Source organism: Achromobacter deleyi (assembly GCF_016127315.1).
Lineage (GTDB): Bacteria > Pseudomonadota > Gammaproteobacteria > Burkholderiales > Burkholderiaceae_B > Achromobacter > Achromobacter insuavis_A.
The window spans coordinates 501,750-519,830 of record NZ_CP065997.1 but is presented as its reverse complement, the minus strand read 5'-3'; the positions used below and the strand labels follow the sequence as shown (position 1 = coordinate 519,830).

Here is an 18,081-nt window from a genome sequence, read left to right as displayed (position 1 = left end):
GGCGGACATCAAAGCGTGGCGGCGGTGCCGAGGATGGCCGTGGCCTGGCTGGACAGCGTGCCGCCGTTGCCGTGCACCAGCGCCAGCTCGGCGCCGGCCACCTGGCGCGCGCCGGCCTCGCCGCGCAACTGCCGCACGGCCTCGATCATGATGAAGACGCCGTACATGCCCGGATGCACGCAGCACAGGCCGCCGCCGTTGGTGTTGACCGGCAGCCGTCCGCCGGGGGCGATTGCGCCGCCGGCGATGAAGTCCTTGCTCTCGCCCTTGGCGCAGAAGCCCAGGTCTTCCAGGAACAGCAGGGTGTTGATGGTGAAGGCGTCGTACAGCTCGACCACGTCGATGTCCCGGGCCGAGACGCCCGCCATGGCGTAGGCGCGGCGGCCCGATTCGCTGGCGGCGGTGACGGTCAGGTCCTCCATCGACGAGATCTGGCGGTTCCAGACGGCGGTGGCGTTGCCCAGCACGTACACCGGCGGGCGCGGCAGGTCGCGGGCGCGGTCGGCACGCACCAGCACATAGGCGCCGGCGCCGTCGGTGACCAGGCAGCAATCGCGCACGCTCAGGGGATCGGACACCATGCGCGCGCCCAGGATCTGCTCCAGCGTGGCCGGTTCGCGCAGCTGGGCCTCGGGGTTGAGCCGGGCCCACTGGTTGGCGGCCAGCGCGACCTGCGCCAGGTGCTCGCGGCGGGTGCCGTACTGGTGCATGTGGCGTGCAGCGGCCAGCGCATAGGACGACAGCGGGCTCAACGGGTCATACGGCGTCTCGTAGGGCTGCGGATCGAACTGCTTGCGCACGCGGCCGATCTCGGCGCGGCTCAGCGTCGAGGTGCGCTGCGTGCTGCCGTAGCAGACCAGCACCGCGTTGCATTGGCCCGAGGCCAGCGCGTGCAGCGCCGGCAGCAGGTGCGCCACGAAGCTGCTGCCGCCCAGCATGGTGCTGTCGATGAAGCTGGGGCGGATGCCCAGGTGCTCGATGACGGGCATCGCCCACATCGGCGCGGCCACGCTGGCGGTGCAGATGCCGTCGATGTCGCGCATCGACAGGCCGGCGTCGGCCACGGCGCGCTGCGCCGCCTGTACCAGGATTTCCATTTCGGTGTAGCCGTTGGCCTGGCCCAGGCCGGCATGGCCGACGCCCGCCACCGCGACGGCGCCGCGCAGATCGTTCAGCGTCATTGCGCCTCCTTGTTCGGCACGAAGACCAGCAGGCCGCGGCCTTCCTTCATGGCCACCTGGGCCCGCACCGCCATGCCGATGCGCACGGCCTCGGGCGCCACGCCCTCGACCCGGCTCATCAGGCGCACGCCTTCGGCCAGGTCGACCAGCGCCACGTTGTAGTCGCCGCCCGCCTCGGGCTTGCGCCGCACCACGGTGGTGGAATAGACGGTGCCGCGGCCATCGGGCGTCTTCCACGACAGCGCTTCGGCGCCGCAGTGCGGGCAGAGCATGCGGGGATAGAACACCGCGCGATCGCAGGCATCGCAGTGCTGGATCTGGAAGCGCCCCTGGTTGAGCGCCTGGCGGTATTGCGCCTCGACGCCTTCGGTGGCGCGTGGGTCGGTTGCGGTCATTGCATGCGGTTCCGGATGGATGAGCCGCCAGTGTCGGGGCTGGCGCCGGCCCGTGCCATTCTTCATTGCTGAAGCAGGCCTTTTGCCGGCCCGTAGTGCCACGCCCTACACCGAGGCAAAAGCCGGTCTTCCGCAACCGCAGATTGTCCGGCGCGCGGTCGCCATGGCTAGATACCCATCAAAGGAGGTAGGCCATGAATCTGACCTGGACGCCGGAAGAGATCCGGTTCCGCGAAATGGTGCGCGCGTTCGCCGCCGACCGGCTGCCGCGGGACATCCGCGACAAGGTGCGCCGGCACCAGCGGCTGGAACGCGACGACTACGTGCGCTGGCACAACATCCTGGCCGACCAGGGCTGGGGCGCGCCGAACTGGCCGGTCGAACATGGCGGCACCGGCTGGAACGCGCTGGAGCGATTGATCTTCGAAGTCGAGTGCTTCAAGGCCGGGGCGCCGCGCCTGCTGCCGTTCGGCCTGTCCATGATCGGCCCGGTGCTGATGAAGTACGGCAGCGCCGCCCAGCAGGCGCGCTTCCTGCCGCGCATGCCGCGGGTGCAGGACTGGTGGTGCCAGGGCTATTCCGAGCCGGGCTCGGGGTCGGACCTGGCCTCGCTCAAGACCCGCGCGGTGCGCGACGGCGATGACTACGTGGTCAACGGCCAGAAGACCTGGACCACGCTGGCGCAATACGCCGACTGGATGTTCTGCCTGGCGCGCACCGATCCCGAGGCGCGCGCGCAGCGCGGCATCTCGATGCTGCTGCTGGACATGCGCGCGCCGGGCGTGACCGTGCGCCCGATCCGCACGCTCGACGGCGGCCACGACGTCAACGAGGTTTGGCTGGAGAACGTGCGGGTGCCGGCCGCCAACCTGGTGGGCGAGGAGAACCAGGGCTGGACCTACGCCAAGTACCTGCTGGGCCACGAACGCACCGGCATCGCCGGCCTGGGCCATTGCCACCGCGAACTCGGCATCCTCAAGGACATGGCGGCGCGCGCCACTTCGCACGGCCGGCCGCTGCTGGCCGACAGCCGCATGCGCGACCGCATCTCGCGCATCGAGGTCGACATCATGGCGCTGGAAATGCTGCTGCTGCGCGTGGCCGCCAGCAACGGCGGCGCGCCCGGTCCGGAAGCCTCGGTGCTGAAGATCCGCGGCTCCGAGATCCAGCAGGACCTGGCCATGCTGCAGATGGAAGTCGCCGGCCCCGACGCCTGGCCGTACGACCCTGAATGGATGCTGGCCGAGGCCGACTACCACGGCCCCGGCCCCGAGATGGCGGCGGCCTCGGGCGCCGGCTATGCCGACATGCGCAAGACCTCGATCTATGGCGGCACCACCGAAGTGCAGAAGGGCATCATCGCCCGCCTGGTGCTGGGCCTGTAGGCCCGGCCCGCATCCGCAAGGAACACGACGCATGGATTTCCTCTATACCGAAGAACAGCGCATGCTGGCCGACAGCCTGCGCCGCCTGGTGGACCAGGCATGGACCCGGCCGCAGCGCCGCGCCCGCGAGACCGCGGGCCGGCTGGACCCGGCGGCGTGGGGCGCGCTGGCCGAGCTGGGCGTGCTGGGCCTGAACATCCCGCAGGAAGCAGGCGGTTTCGGCGAGGTGCCGGCCAGCCTGTTGCCGGTGCACCTGGAGCTGGGGCGCGGACTGGTGGCCGAGCCGGTGATTGCCAGCGCCGTGATGGGCGCGGCCCTGATCGGCGCGTGTGGCGATGCGGCGCGCGACCGCTGGCTGCCGGGCATCGCCTCGGGCGACACGGTGGTCAGCGTGGCGTACCAGGAGCCCGGGCGCCGCTACCAGGCCGATCCGCGCGACTGCCGCGCGACGCGCGATGGCAGCGGCTGGCGCCTGGACGGCGCCAAGCACCTGGTGTGGCATGGCGCCGCGGCCCATGCCTGGCTGGTGAACGCGCGCGGCGAAAGCGGCGCCACGCTGCTGCTGGCGGTGCCGGCGGATGCCAGGGGCGTGCGCGTCACCGACACGCCGACGCTGGACGGCGCGCGCTGCGCGCGGCTGGATTTCGACGCGGTGCCGCTTGGCGCGGACGCCTTGCTGGCGCAAGGCGAGGCGGGCGACGCGGCCCTGGCGCAGGCGCTGCAATGGGGCACGGCGGCGCTGTGCGCCCATGCGGCGGGCGCGATGGAACGGTTGCTGGAGATCACCGTCGACTATCTCAAGACGCGCCAGCAGTTCGGCCAGCCGCTGGCCTCGTTCCAGGCGCTGCAACATCGCCTGGCCGAGATGCTGGTGGCCAAGGAATTGGCGCTGTCGATGGCCTACGTGGCGGTGGCCGCGCTGACCGAGCCCGACGCGGCGCGGCGCCGCCGCATGCTGGCCTCGGCCAAGCTGGAAACCGCGCGCGCCGGCCGGCTGGTGGCGCAGATGGCGGTGCAGCTGCACGGCGGCATGGGCATGACGGACGAACTTGAGGTCGGCGACTACTTCAAGCGCCTGACGGTGGCGGACCTGTTGCTGGGCGACAGCGCCGAGCAATTGGCCGTGCTGGAGGAACTGGCATGAGCGACGACCGCTACACCGAGATCACCTTCACGATGGAGCAGGGCGTAGGCGTCATCACGCTCAACCGCCCCGAGCGCCTGAACAGCTTCACCGCGGTCATGCACGCCGAGCTGGCGCGGGCGCTGGACACGCTGGAGGCGCACGCCGGATTGCGCGGCGTGATCCTGACCGGCGCCGGCCGCGGCTTCTGCGCCGGCCAGGACCTGGGCGAGCGCAAGCCGGCCGAGGACGGCTCGCGCCGCGACCTGAGCGAGAACCTGGAAAAACTGTACAAGCCGCTCATCATGCGGCTGCGCGCGCTGCCGGCGCCGGTGGTGTGCGTGATGAACGGCGTGGCGGCCGGCGCCGGCGCCAGCCTGGTGCTGGCGTGCGACGTGGTGTTCGCGGTGGAGTCGGCGCGCTTCATCCAGGCCTTCAGCAAGATCGGCCTGCTGCCGGACGCCGGCGGCACCTGGTTCCTGCCGCGCCTGGTGGGCTCGGCGCGGGCCATGGGCGCGGCCCTGTTCGGCGAAGCGGTGAGCGCGCGCCAGGCCGAGGCCTGGGGCCTGATCTGGCGCGTGGTGCCGGACGCTGACCTGGCGGCGACCCTGGCCGACGCGCGCGCCACGCTGGCGGCGGGACCGACCCGCGCCTACGCCGCCACCAAGGCCGCCCTGCATGCCTCCAGCGGCAACACGCTGGCGCGGCAGTTCGACCTGGAATGCGCCTTGCAGCGCGAGCTGGGCTACACCGACGATTACCTGGAAGGCATGCGCGCCTTCGCGCAGAAGCGCGCGCCGGCGTTCAGCGGGCGCTAGGGGCTGCGCGAGGCTTCTTGTGGTGTGGGCAAGGTTCCAGGACGCGGTATGGGCGCGCGGAGGCGTTCGTTGCGCCTTGCGCCGCCGGTCGAGCGCGCGTCAGGCGGCCGCCGGCTGCCGGATCTGCTCGATCAGCTCGCGGGCGCAGCCGGGCAGGGCGTCGATGTCGCGCACCAGCAGCTTGCGCTCGCGCACCACCCAGGGCTCGTCCAGCTCCACCACCCGCAGCTTCATTTCCGCGCCGTAGCGGCGCGCGGCCGAGTCGGGGATCACGCCCACGCCGACGCCCGCCTGCACCATGCGGCAGATCGAGTCGAAGCTGTACAGCTGGATGCGTTGTGGCAGGCGCTGGCCGATGCGCTCGAGCTGGTCGCGCAGGAACGCCACCAGGGTCGAGCCCTCGTGCATGGTGATGAACGGATAGCGCACGGCGTCGGCCAGCTTGACCTTGTCCTGGTCCTGCAGCGCATGGCCGTTGGGCACCACCAGCACCAGCCGGTCGGTGCTGAAGTGGATGGTCTGCAATTCGGGGGCGTCGACCGGGCCGGCGACGATGCCCAGGTCGGTGGTGCCGTCCAGCACGCCGCGCACGATGTCGCGGGTCAGGCGTTCCTGCAGGTCGATCGTGACGCCGGGATGGCCCGCCAGGAACTGCGCCAGGATGTCCGGCATGAATTCCGTGACCGCGGTGGTGTTGGCGAAAATGCGGATATGGCCGGCGTCGCCGTCGGCCTGTTCCTGGAAATCGTGTTTCAGGTGATCGACCTGGCGCATGATGACCCGCGCATGCTGCAACAGCCGCTGGCCCGCGGGGGTGATTTCCACGCCGCGGCTGTCGCGGTACAACAGGCGGGTGTTGAGCTGGTTCTCCAGCGCCTTGATCCGCACGCTGACGGCGGCCAGCGACAGGTGCGCCCGCTTGGCGGCCTGCGTCAGGCTGGGGGATTCGGCGATGTGGATGAACAGGCGTAGGTCGGCGAGATCGAAGTGCATGGCGCCTATATTACGGCGGTCGGCGCCGGGCGCACGATTCAGGCGCCCCAAACCCGGCCTTGAGGAAAAATGAATTCACAGCGCGCGCGGCATGCGGGATGCTAGCCACCAGAACAATCATCTACCAGAGGAATATCGGCATGACATCGACAGACCCGGCCGGCTGGATCGGCAGCGGCGAGCGCCAGGCGGACGCGCTGGACCCCGGCCACGCGGCGCGCATCGCCGCCACGCTGGGCGGACCCGCGCCCGCCGTCGGCGCCCCCTTGCCGCCCTTGTGGCAGTGGGCGTTCTTCATCAGCACGGTCGCGGCCGACGGATTGGGGACGGATGGTCATCCGGCCCGCGGCGGCTTCCTGCCGCCGGCGCACGACCGCAACCGCATGTGGGCCGGCGGCCGCGTCGAGTTCCGCCGCCCGTTGCGGGTGGGCGTGCCGGCCGAGCGGGTCTCGGTGGTGGCCGACGTCAAGGAAAAAGCCGGCCGCACCGGCGCGCTGCTGTTCGTCACGGTTCGCCACGAGTACCGCCAGGATGGCGAGGTTTCCATCCTGGAAGAGCAGGACATCGTCTACCGCCAGCCCACCCCGCCCAAGCTCGCCGGCACCGAGCCGGCGCCGCAGGCGCAGTGGCGCGATACCATCGAGCCCACCTCGGTGCTGCTGTTCCGCTATTCGGCCGTGACCTTCAACGGCCACCGCATCCACTACGACCATCCCTACGTCACCGGCACCGAAGGCTATCCGGGCCTGGTGGTGCATGGCCCGCTGATCGCCACCGAGATGGTCGCCGCCTTCCTGCGCGCCCATCCCGACGCGCGCCCGACTTACCTGTCGTACCGCGGCCTGCGGCCGTTGATCGCGCCGACGCCGTTCCAGGCGGCGGGGCGGATCGAAGAACCCGGCCTGGCCCGGCTCTGGGCCGAGCAGGACGGCACGTTGGCCCACCAGGCCGAACTGAGGTTCACCGCATGAGCACGCCAGCCCCCCGCCCGCTGGACGGCATCACCGTCGTCAGCCTCGAACACGCCATCGCCGCTCCGTTCTGCACCCGCCAGCTGGCGGACATGGGCGCGCGCGTCATCAAGATCGAACGCCCCGGCGCGGGCGACTTCGCCCGTGGCTACGACGAGCGCGTGCGCGGCCTGTCGTCGCACTTCGTCTGGACCAACCGCTCCAAGGAAAGCCTGACGCTGGACCTCAAGCGCGACGAGGCCGCCGACATCATGGAACGCCTGCTGCAACAGGCCGACGTGCTGGTGCAGAACCTGGCGCCCGGCGCCGCGGCGCGCCTGGGCCTGTCGTTCGAGGCGCTGCACGCCCGCTTCCCGCGCCTGATCGTCTGCGACATCTCCGGCTACGGCGAAGGCGGCCCCTACCAGGACAAGAAGGCCTACGACCTGCTGATCCAGAGCGAAAGCGGCTTCCTGTCGGTCACCGGCACCGCCGACGACCCGGTCAAGGCGGGGTGTTCCATCGCCGACATCTCGGCCGGCATGTACGCCTATTCCGCCATCCTCAACGCGCTGCTGCTGCGCCAGAAGACCGGCCTGGGCAGCCGCCTGGACGTCTCCATGCTCGAAAGCATGGTCGAGTGGATGGGCTTCCCGATGTACTACGCGTTCGAGGGCGCCAAGCCGCCGGTGCGCGCCGGCGCGGCCCACGCCTCGATCTACCCGTACGGCCCGTTCCCCACCGGCGACGGCAACACCATCATGCTGGGCCTGCAGAACGAACGTGAATGGCGCGTGTTCTGCGCCCAGGTGCTGCGCCAGGCCGAACTGGCCGAGGACCCGCGCTTTGCCAGCAACTCGCTGCGCACCGCCAACCGCGAGGCCCTGCGCGCGCTGATCGTGGCGGCCTTCGCCGATCTCAGTGTGCAGCAGGTCACCGACCGGCTGGAAGACGCGCAGATCGCCAATGCCCGGGTCAACGACATGGCCGGCGTCTGGGCCCACCCGCAATTGCGGGCGCGCGACCGCTGGAGCCAGGTCGACAGCCCGGCCGGCGCGCTGCCGGCGCTGCTGCCGCCGGCCAGCAGCAACGCCTTCGCGCCGCGCATGGCGGCGGTGCCCGCCGTGGGCCAGAACACGGATGCGGTGCTAGCATCACTGGGATACGCGCCCGAACAGGTGGCGCGATTCCATGCTTCGGAGGTGGTGTGATGCATTCCGTCGTTCGTACCGCGTTGTTCGTGCCGGCCTCCCGTCCCGAACGCATCCCCAAGGCGCTGGCCAGCGGCGCCGACGCCGTCATCGTCGACCTGGAAGACGCGGTCGAGCACCTGGCCAAGGCCTCGGCCCGCGAAGCGCTCTGCGACTTCCTCGGCACGCAGCCGCAGGCGCGGGTGTGGGTGCGCATCAACGACGCCTCCACCTCGTGGCACGATGACGACCTCAAGGCCTGCCGCGGCAAGCCCGCGGTGGCCGGCATCCTGCTGCCCAAGGCCGAGAGCCTGGCGCAGGTGCGCCACGTGGCGCAGACCGGGCTGCCGGTCATTCCCATCCTGGAAACCGCGCGCGGCATCCTCAACGCCGCCGAGGTCGCGGGCACGCCCGGGGTGGCGCGGCTGGCGTTCGGCAGCCTCGACTACGGCCTGGACCTGGGCCTGGCGCCGGACACCGCCGGCGCCGAGGCCGTGCTGGACCACGCGCGCGTGCAGGTGTTGCTGCAGACCCGCGCCGCCGGCCTGGGGCCGGCGCTGGACGGGGTCTTTCCGGGCGTCGAGGACCAGGCCGGGCTGTCCGCCGCCGCGGCGCGCGCGCAGCAGATGGGATTCGGCGGCATGCTGTGCATCCACCCCGCGCAGGTGCCGGTGATCCACGCCGCCTTCGCGCCCGATCCGGCCGAGCTGGCCTGGGCCCGCCGCGTGGTCGCGGCCCACCGCGACAAGGCCGCCGGCACCTTCATGCTGGACGGCAAGATGGTGGACGCGCCCGTCATCACCCGCGCCCGCCGGGTGCTGGCGCAGGCCGGGGAAAACGCCGCCGGCTGAGCCGTCCGCCGCCCGGCCTACAATCCGGCAAACCCTACCGCGGACGGACTCATGAGCGAAGCGCTCTTCATCGGGCATACCTATATCGACGTCACCGTGCTGGCCGACGAATGGCCCACCGGCGACGAGAAAAGCGTGGCGCGCGACTACGCCGTGTCATTCGGCGGCAACGCCGTCACCGCGGCGTTCGCGTGCGGCAAGCTGGGCACGAAGCCCGACCTGATCTGCTCGCTGGCGCCGGACTGGCTGGGCCACATGTACACCGACATGGCGGCCGCGCATGGCGTCACGCTGCATGGCCGCCAGGTGCGGCGCTCGTCGCTGTCGTTCATCATGCCCAACCATGGCAAGCGCGCCATCGTGCGCGCCCGCGACGCCGATTACCTGAATGATTTCCCGCGCCTGGACGTCAGCGGCTACCGCGCGCTGCACCTGGACGGCCACCAGCCCGACGCCGCGCTGCACTACGCGCGCGCCTGCCGCCAGGCCGGCGTCCTGACTTCGCTGGACGGCGGCGGCGTGCGCGAGAACACCGACGAACTGCTGCGCCACATCGACGTGGCGGTCTGCGCCGAACGCATGTGCGAGCAGTTGGACCTGTCGCCGCACGGCTTGCTGGACCTGCTCAAGCGGCGCGGCTGCCGCATTGGCGCGGTGACGCTGGGCGAGCGCGGCATGCTCTGGTACGACGAAACCGGCGCGGTCGACACGTTGCCGTCGCTGGACGTGCCGGCCGCGCGCATCATCGATACCTCGGGCGCGGGCGACGTGTTCCACGGCGCCTATGTCTGGTCGTATGTGAATCGGCCCGAACTGGCCTGGAAGGAACACTTCACCTTCGCGCGCGCTGCCTCGGCGCACAAGATCCAGCACCTGGGCAACGAGGCCGGCCTGCCCGGCGTGGACGACGTCGAACGCGCCATGCTGGCGTTCGCGCCCAAGGCCTGACGGGGCCAATCGGTAGAAAAAACGGGAAGAAAGCAGGAACCGCGCCACCAGGCGCGGTTCAACCCAGGCGTTCGATCGGCTGGTCGGTGATGTCGCCGAGCCAGGCGTCGATGCCGCGGCCGGCCAGCGTCAGCGCCGGCGCCAGGTCGCGCAGCGGGCGCAGCACGAAGGCGCGCAGTTGCATGCGGGGGTGCGGCAGGATCAGGCGCTCGTGCGCCAGCGTGGCGTCGCCGTGCAGCAGCAGGTCCAGGTCGAGCGTGCGCGGCGCGTTGCGGTAGGGCCGCTCGCGGCCGTGGCGCAGTTCCAGCGCCTGCAGCAGGTCCAGCAGGTCGAGCGGCGCCAGCGTGGTGTCCAGGGCCGCGACCGCGTTGACGAAGTCCGGGCCGGTGGCGTCCACCGGCGCCGTGCGGTAGAACGGCGAGGCCGTCACCGCCGCGATGCCATTAGCGGCGGCCAGTTCGGCCAGCACCGCGCGCAGCGTGGCCGCGCTGTCGCCCAGGTTGGCGCCCAGCCCGACGTAGGCGCGCACGGGGGCGGTCATGGCCTTATTCGGCGTTGCCGGCATTGCCGGGGGCGCCGCGCGAGGACGGGCGACGGCGCGGGCGGCGCTTGCGGGCGGCCGGCGCGGGGCCTTCGCTGGCTTCGCGCGGCTGGCGCGAGACTTCCTCGATCATGTCGGCGCGGGTGGCGTCGTCGGCGTTGGCCAGGTCCATCCACCACTGCGCCAGCACGCTGTCGAACTCGCCGGCGGCGGCGCGCAACTGCAGGAAGTCGCAGGCGGCGCGGAAGCGCGGCTGCTCGATCATGCGGAAGATGGTCTTGCCCATGCGGCGCTCGAAGCGCGGCTGCATGAACCAGATCTCGCGCATGTCCGACGAGAAGCGGCGCTGGATCGCGAGCTTCTCGGTCTGTTCGTCGAGCACTGAGTCGGCGGCCTGCGACAGCGCCGGGATGGTGTGCTCGCCCTGGGCGCGCAGCTGCTTCCAGCGTACGTCCACCTGCTGCCACAGCAGCGCGGCGAACAGGAAGCTGGGGCTGATGGTCTTGCCGGCGCGCACGCGGGCGTCGGTGCGTTCCAGCGCCAGTTCCACGAAATTCTCACCGCCCGGCTGTTCCAGCACCACGTCCAGCAGCGGCAGCAGGCCGTTGTGCAGGCCGTCGGCGCGCAGTTGGCGCAGGCAGTCCATGGCGTGGCCGCAGGTCAGCAGCTTGAGCATCTCGTCGAACAGGCGCGAGGCCGGCACGTTCTCGATCAGGTCGGCCATGGTGCGGATCGGCTGGCGCGTGGCCGGGTCGATCGTGCCATTGAGCTTGGCGGCGAAGCGCACCGCGCGCAGCATGCGCACGGGATCCTCGCGGTAACGCTTGGCGGGGTCGCCGATGATGCGGATCTGGCGCTTCTTCAGGTCGGCCACGCCGTTGTGGAAGTCGATCACTTCCTCGTTGTGCGGGTCGTAGTAGAGCGCGTTCATGGTGAAGTCGCGGCGCGCCGCGTCTTCCTCGTGGGTGCCGAACACGTTGTCGCGCAGGATGCGGCCGTGCGCGTCGGTTTCCTGGTCTTCCGAGGCGGGCGCGCGGAAGGTGGAGGTCTCGATGATCTCCTGGCCGAACACCACGTGCACCAGCTGGAAGCGGCGGCCGATGATGCGGGCGCGGCGGAACAGCGGGCGGATCTGCTCGGGCGTGGCGTTGGTGGCGACGTCGAAGTCCTTGGGTTCCAGGCCGACGATCAGGTCGCGCACCGCGCCGCCGACGATGTAGGCGTCATAGCCGTGCTGGCGCAGCACCTCGCACACCTTGATGGCATGGCGCGAGACATTGCGGCGGTCGATGCCGTGCTTGTCGCGTCCGATGCGCAAGGGCCCCCGGGCTGCCGGCGCGAACAGTCGGCCGACGAATTTTTTTATGGTTTCGGTGATCATTTAGGACTTGGCATCTATGACGTGGTCGAACAGATCGATCACTTGCCAGCCGCGTTCCTGGGCGATGGCGCGCAGGGTGGGGCTGGGGTTGGCGGCGATCGGACGGGTCACCTTTTCGAGCAGTGGAACATCATTGACCGAATCGCTATAGAAAAACGATTCGGAGAAATCCGCAAGTCCTAATCCCATGGCGCCCAGCCAGTCGTTCACGCGCACCACCTTGCCTTCCTTGAAGCTCGGGGTGCCGAGGATGCGGCCGGTGTAGCGGCCGCGCTGGACTTCGGCGTCGGTCGCCACCAGGTGGGGAATGCCGAAGGCGCGGGCGATGGGGGCGGTGACGAAGCTGTTGGTGGCGGTGACCACGGCGCACAGGTCGCCGGCTTCCAGGTGCGATTCGACCAGTTCGCGCGCGGCGGGGGTGATCGACGGCCGGATGACCTCGGCCATGAAATCCTCATGCCAGGCGGCCAGCTCGAACGGCGCGTGCGCCGCCAGCAGGCCCAGCATGAACTCGGCGGCCTGTTCGGCGGTGAGTTCGCCGCGGTTGTAGCGGTCCATCAGGTCGTCGTTCTGGCGGCGGGCCTCGTCCGGATCGCCGGCCCGGCCGGTGCGCGCCAGATAGTCGGCCCATTGGTAGTCGCTGTCGAGCGGCAGCAGGGTGTGATCCAGGTCGAACAGGGCGAGACGTCGGGAGGTCATGTGCGTTGTGAATCAGGGTCTGCGAGCATGGCGCGCAGCAGGGGCAGGGTGATGGGACGGCCGGTGGCCAGGGAATAGCGGTCCAGCGCGTCCAGCAACGCCGCCAGCTTGCGGATGTCGCGCTCGTGGTGCGTCAACATCCAGTTGATGATTTCGGGCGCCAGGTGCAGGCCGCGTTCGGCCGCCTGGGCCGCCAGCGCCGCCAGCTTGTCGGCGTCGGACAGCGGGTCGAGGCGGAACACCAGGTCCCAGCCCAGCCGGGTGCGCAGGTCTTCGCGCAGCGGCATCGACAGCGTCGAGCGGTCGCCGGCCACGGCCAGCGCGAAGGCGCGGCCGGTGGCGGCCGATTCGCGCCAGCGGTTGTACAAGGCGAACAAGCCCGCCTGGCGGTGCTCGTCCATGAGGTGCACGTCGTCCACCGCCACGAACTTGGGCATGGGCGACTTGGAGTCGGCCTCGGCCAGCACGCGCAGGATGTTGGCGCTGCTGGCGGCCTCGATGTAGACGGCGTCGGGGCGCGCGGTCAGCGCGCGCAGCAGGTGGCTGCGGCCGCAACCGGCCGCGCCCCAGATATACAGCGCGCGGCCGGGAGCGAGCGTGCGCACGGCCGCCAGCGCCTCTCCGTTGGGACCGGCGATGAAATTGTTCAGCGAGGGCGCTGGCGCGGGAAGAACGTCGAGCAGCAGCTGGCGGTTCATGAGAGGTTATCGATCAGGCGGGTATAGCCAGGCTTCAGGGTGAGCCCATGGCCGGGAGCGGCGTTGCCCGCCAGAAACTGGCAAAATCGCTATCGGCCAACCCTACACTTTAAACCACCCGGGGCGCCGGTGTCGCGTCCAAGCCCTTTGCCTGGCTTGGGTTTGCGCCAAAATGGCGCCGCGCCGGGCCGGGGCCGTCCCGCCCGCCGCGGGCGGCTTTCGCCGGCCGCCGGCCTGGACCGGGCCGCAACATCGTAAAATGCAGGGCGTTCCACCCCAATTCCCAGCAATTGTTACATATCCCACGGCATTTCTCATGACGAATCAACCCAAAGCTCCCCTGACCTACCGTGACGCCGGTGTCGACATCGACGCGGGCGACGCCCTGGTCGACCGTATCAAACCGCTTGCGGCGCGCACCATGCGCCCCGGGGTGCTGGCCGGTATCGGCGGCTTTGGCGGCCTGTTCGAAGTGCCCAAGAACTACAAGGAGCCCGTGCTGGTCTCGGGCACCGATGGCGTGGGCACCAAGCTGCGCCTGGCGTTCGACTGGAACCGCCACGACACCGTCGGCATCGACCTGGTGGCGATGAGCGTTAACGACATCCTGGTGCAGGGCGCCGAGCCGCTGTTCTTCCTGGATTACTTCGGTTGCGGCAAGCTTTCGGTGGACACGGCGGCGTCGGTGGTGGGTGGCATCGCCAAGGGCTGCGAACTGTCGGGCTGCGCCCTGATCGGCGGCGAAACCGCCGAAATGCCGGGCATGTACCCCGACGGCGAATACGACCTGGCCGGGTTCGCCGTGGGCGCGGTCGAGAAGTCGGCCATCATCGACGGCAAGTCGATCAAGGTCGGCGACGTGGTGCTGGGCCTGGCGTCCAGCGGCGCGCACTCGAACGGCTATTCGCTGCTGCGCAAGATCCTGGAACGCGCCGGCGCCAAGCCCGACGACGACTTCCACGGCCAGCCGCTGGTCGACGTGGTCATGGCCCCGACCCGCATCTACGTCAAGCAGGTGCTGGCCGCGCTGGCCAAGCACGGCACCGCCATCAAGGGCCTGGCCCACATCACCGGCGGCGGCCTGCTGGACAACGTGCCGCGCATCCTGCAGGACGGCCTGTCGGCCCGCCTGCAGCGCGACAGCTGGGAAATGCCCAAGCTGTTCCAGTGGCTGCAGCAGCAGGGCGGCGTCGAGGACACCGAGATGTACCGCGTCTTCAACTGCGGCATCGGCATGGTGCTGGTGGTGGATCCGGCCCAGGCCGACGCCATCGCCGCCACGCTGCGCGAGCAGGGCGAAACCGTCAGCAAGCTGGGCGAGATCGTCGCCCAGACCGAAGGCATGCCGCAGACCGTGGTGGTCTGAGCCGGCTGGCTTCGCAATGAAAAAACCCGCCCTGGTGGCGGGTTTTTTGCTTCACGGGGCGGCTAGAAGAATTTGACCCGGCCGGCATCCTCGCGGAATTCTTCTCCCGTATCCAGATCCGTGCGCCACAGGGTGTCGTGAACGGACAGAAAGCCGCGCACATCCCGGTTGGCGGCGCGCGCGTCGCGCCAGGCCGCCTGGAACCAGGCGATGTAGGTCTCCGTCATTTGCTCGCGCAGTTCATCGCAGAAATCATCGTCCTCGTTGTCCATGGCGTCAGTCAACGCGGCGTCGACATCCGGGGGAATCAGCGGGGACGGCAATGCCAGCGGCAGGCCCCGGCCACAGTAGCCGGAACGCGTGTTCAAGGGAATCGCCACGGGCGCGAACGACTCCCAGTCGTACTCGAAGTGAATGGCGTCCACGGTTTCCGGGGAAACGCCCGTGTCGAGCGTGAACGGACGTTCCCGGAGCAACCGCTGGATTGCGCTGATCAAGGCCTTGTCCTGCTTGCGCAGCATGGCCGCAAAAGACGCGTTCGCTTGGTTGATGTCCATCGGTTCGATATCCAGTGGTCAGGCGCCGCCGCGGGGGACGGCTGCGTCGAAAGGTCAGGCCCGCAGGCGGGCATCCCCCTGCGTCAAGGCGCGTCCGCCAGCGCCGTGGCCACCGCGTCGATAGTCTGCGCCACCGCGTCGGCCGCCAGGCAGTCGACGATGACGCGCTCGGGCTGGGCCCGCAGCCAGGTGATCTGGCGCTTGGCCAGCTGGCGGGTGGCGGCGATGCCTTGCTCGCGGGCGTCCTCCAGGCTGATCTCGCCATCGAGATGGGCCCACATCTGGCGGTAGCCGACGCAGCGCACCGAGGGCACGCCCGGGTGCAGGTCGGCGCGGGCATGCAGGCCGCGCACCTCGTCGAGCAGGCCGTTGGCCAGCATCGCGTCGAAGCGCTGTTCGATGCGCGCGTGCAGCGCGGCGCGCTCCGAGGGTTCCAGGCTGATGGTCAGGTAGCGGTTGTCGTCGCCGCCGGCGCTGGCGCGTTGGCGGCCGAGCAGCGCCGACATGGGCTGGCCCGACAGCTGGCATATTTCCAGCGCGCGCTGGATCCGCTGGCTGTCGTTGGGCGCCAGGCGCGCGGCGGTGACGGGGTCGAGCCGCGCCAGTTCGGCGTGCAGCGCCGGCCAGCCGTCGCGGGCGGCGCGCGCTTCCAGTTCGGCGCGCAGGGCCGGGTCGGCCTGCGGCAGGTCGTCCAGGCCGTCGCGCAGCGCCTTGTAGTACATCATGGTGCCGCCGGCCAGCAGCGGAATGCGGCCGCGCGCCGTGATCTCGCCGATCAGGCGCAGGGCGTCGGCGCGGAATTCGGCGGCCGAATACGACTGCGCCGGGTCGAGGATGTCCAGCAGGTGCTGCGGCACCAGGGCCTGTTCGGCCGCTGACGGCTTGGCGGTGCCGATGTCCATGCCCCGGTAGATGGTGGCGGAATCGACGTTGACGATCTCCAGCGGCCAGCGTTCGGCCAGCGCCAGGGTAGATGCGCTCTTGCCGGCCGCGGTGGGGCCGGCCAGGCAGATGACGAGAGGGGCGGCGGACACGGGCAAGACCTATTGCCCGCGCAGGAACAGCTTGTCCAGGTCGGACACCGACCACTGCACCCAGGTGGGCCGGCCATGGTTGCACTGGTCGGCGCGCTCGGTGGCTTCCATCTGCCGCAGCAGGCCGTTCATCTCTTCGATGGTGAGCTTGCGGTTGGCGCGCACCGAGCCATGGCAGGCCATGGTCGACAGCAGTTCGTTGCGCTGTTCGGTCAACAGGCGCGACACGCCCACGCCGGCCAGGTCGCGCAGCACGGCGCGGGCCAGCGTCTCGATGTCGCCGCGCGCCAGGATGGCGGGCACCGAGCGCACCGCGATCGAGGTGGGGCCGGACGGGCGCATCTGGAAGCCGAGGTCTTCCAGCTGTTCCTCGAATTCCTCGACCACCGCCACGTCCTTTTCCTGGGCGTGGAACACCACCGGCACCAGCAGGTCCTGGCGCGGCAGGCTGCGCGCGTCCAGCGCCTGCTTGAGCTGTTCGTAGACCACCCGTTCGTGGGCGGCGTGCATGTCCACCAGCACCATGCCGCGGCGGTTCTGCGCCAGGATGTAGATGCCGTGCAGCTGGCCGAGCGCCATGCCCAGCGGGTGTTCCTCGTCGGCCGGCAGCGTCGACGCGGGCGTGGCCTGGGGAGCCAGCGCCGCCACGTCGCGCAGCGGCTCGGCGCGCGCGGCGGTGTCTTCGGTCAGCGGGCGGTACAGCGATTGCCAGTCGGCGGCGGGAATGCCGGCCGGCTCGGCGTGCAGACGGAACGGCACTTGCGTGTGCGGGCGCTGCGGCGTCGGCGAAGGCCGCAGACCGTAGGCGGGCGCGGCGCCCGGGCTGGCGCCGGTGTAGCCCGGGCGGGCCGGCGACGCGTCGGCCGGCGCGGACGCGGGCAGGCCGATGCCGGGCGTCGCGGGCCCGGACGGCGCCACGGTTTCGAAGCCGCCGTCGTCGTCGCGCGCCGCCGGGGTTGGCGCCACCGCCGACGATCCGCCGGTCTGCGCCAGCGTCTGGCTGACCGCGTGATTGACGAAGCGGTGCACGGCGCCGCTGTCGCGGAAGCGCACTTCGTGCTTGGCCGGATGCACGTTGACGTCGACCGCTGCGGGGTCGATGTCCAGGAACAGCACGTAGGCCGGCTGGCGGTCGCCGTGCAGCACGTCGGCATAGGCAGCGCGCAGCGCATGGCTGACGGTGCGGTCGCGCACGTAGCGGCCGTTGACGTACAGGTATTGGCGGTCGGCGCGGGCGCGGGCCGCGGTGGGGCGGGTGATCATGCCGGCCAGGCTGACCGTGCCGACGCTGTGCGACAGCAGCAGGCCATGCTCGGCGAACTCCGCGCCCAGCACGTCGCGGATGCGCTGCGGCGGCTCCGCCGGCAGCCACTGGCGCTGCGCGCGGTCATGGTGGAACAGGCGGAAGGCGATCTGCGGATGGGCCAGGGCAATGCGCTCCATGGCGTCGACGCAGTGGCCGAATTCGGTGGCTTCCGAGCGCAGGAACTTGCGGCGCGCCGGCACCGCGTCGAACAGCTGGCGCACGTCGACGGTGGTGCCCGGCGGGCCCGAGGCGGGGCTGACCTGCATGCTGCCGGCGTGGATCTGCCAGGCGTGCTCGCCGTCGCGGGTGCGCGAGATGATGGACACCTGCGCCACCGAGGCGATCGAGGCCAGGGCCTCGCCGCGGAACCCCATGGAGGCGACCGATTCGAGTTCGTGCAGGCTGCGGATCTTGCTGGTGGCGTGGCGCGCCAGCGCCAGCGGCAGCTCGTCGGGCGGAATCCCGCCGCCGTCGTCGGTCACGGCGATGCGGCGGATGCCGCCGCCCTCCAGGCGCACCTCGATCGCGCGCCCGCCGGCGTCGATGGCGTTCTCGAGGATTTCCTTGAGCACCGAGGCGGGTCTCTCGATCACTTCGCCTGCGGCGATCTGACTGATCAGCAGGTCGGGCAGCGCAAGAATGGAGCGGCGTTCTGTCATGGGGTG

The 18,081-nt window shown here is 70.5% G+C and carries 18 protein-coding genes; 8 read left to right on the top strand and 10 right to left on the bottom strand.

The window, feature by feature from the left end; translation table 11 throughout:
- Positions 1–8: 8 nt before the first annotated feature.
- The gene (locus I6I07_RS02260; RefSeq protein ID WP_198485542.1) at positions 9–1,181 is read right to left on the bottom strand and encodes a thiolase; all 1,173 of its coding nucleotides are present in this window, start codon (positions 1,179–1,181) and stop codon (positions 9–11) included.
- Positions 1,178–1,576, bottom strand: a complete 399-nt coding sequence (locus I6I07_RS02255) for a Zn-ribbon domain-containing OB-fold protein (protein ID WP_198485541.1) — start codon at positions 1,574–1,576, stop codon at positions 1,178–1,180. Before I6I07_RS02255 ends, I6I07_RS02260 begins: the two co-directional genes overlap by 4 nt.
- 194 nt (positions 1,577–1,770) lie before the next feature.
- On the opposite strand from I6I07_RS02255, the gene I6I07_RS02250 reads away from it, so the two are divergent.
- Genes I6I07_RS02250 through paaG form a run of 3 tightly spaced genes read left to right on the top strand, consistent with a single transcriptional unit; the run spans position 1,771 to position 4,902 of the window.
- Entirely contained in the window at positions 1,771–2,961 is a 1,191-nt protein-coding gene (locus I6I07_RS02250) for an acyl-CoA dehydrogenase family protein (protein ID WP_198485540.1), read from the top strand.
- 31 nt (positions 2,962–2,992) lie between these two features.
- A complete protein-coding gene (locus I6I07_RS02245) occupies positions 2,993–4,105 on the top strand; it encodes an acyl-CoA dehydrogenase family protein (RefSeq protein ID WP_198485539.1) in 1,113 nt (370 codons plus the stop codon).
- Positions 4,102–4,902: a 2-(1,2-epoxy-1,2-dihydrophenyl)acetyl-CoA isomerase PaaG gene (paaG, locus tag I6I07_RS02240; protein ID WP_198485538.1), complete on the top strand. Its 801-nt coding sequence runs from the start codon at positions 4,102–4,104 to the stop codon at positions 4,900–4,902. Before I6I07_RS02245 ends, paaG begins: the two co-directional genes overlap by 4 nt.
- Before the next feature lie 99 nt (positions 4,903–5,001).
- Here the strand turns inward: paaG and I6I07_RS02235 are convergent, their stop codons facing one another.
- Positions 5,002–5,895, bottom strand: coding sequence for a LysR substrate-binding domain-containing protein (locus I6I07_RS02235; RefSeq protein WP_198485537.1), 894 nt, complete (start codon positions 5,893–5,895; stop codon positions 5,002–5,004).
- Between the two features lie 140 nt (positions 5,896–6,035).
- Between I6I07_RS02235 and I6I07_RS02230 the strand changes: the two genes are divergently transcribed.
- The 4 genes from I6I07_RS02230 to I6I07_RS02215 are packed head-to-tail and all read left to right on the top strand — an operon-like array spanning position 6,036 to position 9,834.
- Positions 6,036–6,866 carry an FAS1-like dehydratase domain-containing protein gene (locus I6I07_RS02230; RefSeq protein WP_198485536.1) on the top strand — a complete coding sequence of 277 codons (831 nt, stop codon included), beginning with the start codon at positions 6,036–6,038 and terminating at the stop codon, positions 6,864–6,866.
- A complete protein-coding gene (locus I6I07_RS02225; RefSeq protein WP_198485535.1) occupies positions 6,863–8,056 on the top strand; it encodes a CaiB/BaiF CoA transferase family protein in 1,194 nt (397 codons plus the stop codon). Before I6I07_RS02230 ends, I6I07_RS02225 begins: the two co-directional genes overlap by 4 nt.
- Positions 8,053–8,886 (top strand): HpcH/HpaI aldolase/citrate lyase family protein, encoded by an 834-nt coding sequence (locus I6I07_RS02220; RefSeq protein WP_198485534.1) that lies wholly within the window; start codon positions 8,053–8,055, stop codon positions 8,884–8,886. Before I6I07_RS02225 ends, I6I07_RS02220 begins: the two co-directional genes overlap by 4 nt.
- A 51-nt stretch (positions 8,887–8,937) precedes the next feature.
- Positions 8,938–9,834: a sugar kinase gene (locus I6I07_RS02215; RefSeq protein ID WP_198485533.1), complete on the top strand. Its 897-nt coding sequence runs from the start codon at positions 8,938–8,940 to the stop codon at positions 9,832–9,834.
- Positions 9,835–9,892: 58 nt separating this feature from the next.
- Here I6I07_RS02215 and I6I07_RS02210 read toward each other — a convergent pair whose 3' ends face one another.
- The 4 genes from I6I07_RS02210 to hda are packed head-to-tail and all read right to left on the bottom strand — an operon-like array spanning position 9,893 to position 13,153.
- Positions 9,893–10,375: a 2-amino-4-hydroxy-6-hydroxymethyldihydropteridine diphosphokinase gene (locus tag I6I07_RS02210; protein WP_198485532.1), complete on the bottom strand. Its 483-nt coding sequence runs from the start codon at positions 10,373–10,375 to the stop codon at positions 9,893–9,895.
- A 4-nt stretch (positions 10,376–10,379) separates the two neighbouring features.
- Complete coding sequence (gene pcnB, locus I6I07_RS02205; protein ID WP_198485531.1) at positions 10,380–11,756, bottom strand: polynucleotide adenylyltransferase PcnB; 1,377 nt, start codon at positions 11,754–11,756, stop codon at positions 10,380–10,382.
- Positions 11,757–12,455 (bottom strand): HAD family hydrolase, encoded by a 699-nt coding sequence (locus tag I6I07_RS02200; RefSeq protein ID WP_006393056.1) that lies wholly within the window; start codon positions 12,453–12,455, stop codon positions 11,757–11,759. It lies immediately after the preceding gene.
- The gene (gene hda, locus I6I07_RS02195; protein ID WP_198485530.1) at positions 12,452–13,153 is read right to left on the bottom strand and encodes a DnaA regulatory inactivator Hda; all 702 of its coding nucleotides are present in this window, start codon (positions 13,151–13,153) and stop codon (positions 12,452–12,454) included. Before hda ends, I6I07_RS02200 begins: the two co-directional genes overlap by 4 nt.
- 316 nt (positions 13,154–13,469) lie before the next feature.
- On the opposite strand from hda, the gene purM reads away from it, so the two are divergent.
- Entirely contained in the window at positions 13,470–14,519 is a 1,050-nt protein-coding gene (purM, locus tag I6I07_RS02190) for a phosphoribosylformylglycinamidine cyclo-ligase (protein WP_006393058.1), read from the top strand.
- Positions 14,520–14,581: 62 nt separating this feature from the next.
- Here purM and I6I07_RS02185 read toward each other — a convergent pair whose 3' ends face one another.
- The 3 genes from I6I07_RS02185 to mutL form a co-directional block, all read right to left on the bottom strand.
- Positions 14,582–15,076 (bottom strand): hypothetical protein, encoded by a 495-nt coding sequence (locus tag I6I07_RS02185; RefSeq protein ID WP_198485529.1) that lies wholly within the window; start codon positions 15,074–15,076, stop codon positions 14,582–14,584.
- 83 nt (positions 15,077–15,159) lie between these two features.
- Positions 15,160–16,116, bottom strand: a complete 957-nt coding sequence (miaA, locus tag I6I07_RS02180) for a tRNA (adenosine(37)-N6)-dimethylallyltransferase MiaA (RefSeq protein WP_198485528.1) — start codon at positions 16,114–16,116, stop codon at positions 15,160–15,162.
- 3 nt (positions 16,117–16,119) lie between these two features.
- Positions 16,120–18,075 (bottom strand): DNA mismatch repair endonuclease MutL, encoded by a 1,956-nt coding sequence (gene mutL, locus I6I07_RS02175; protein ID WP_198485527.1) that lies wholly within the window; start codon positions 18,073–18,075, stop codon positions 16,120–16,122.
- Positions 18,076–18,081: the final 6 nt, after the last annotated feature.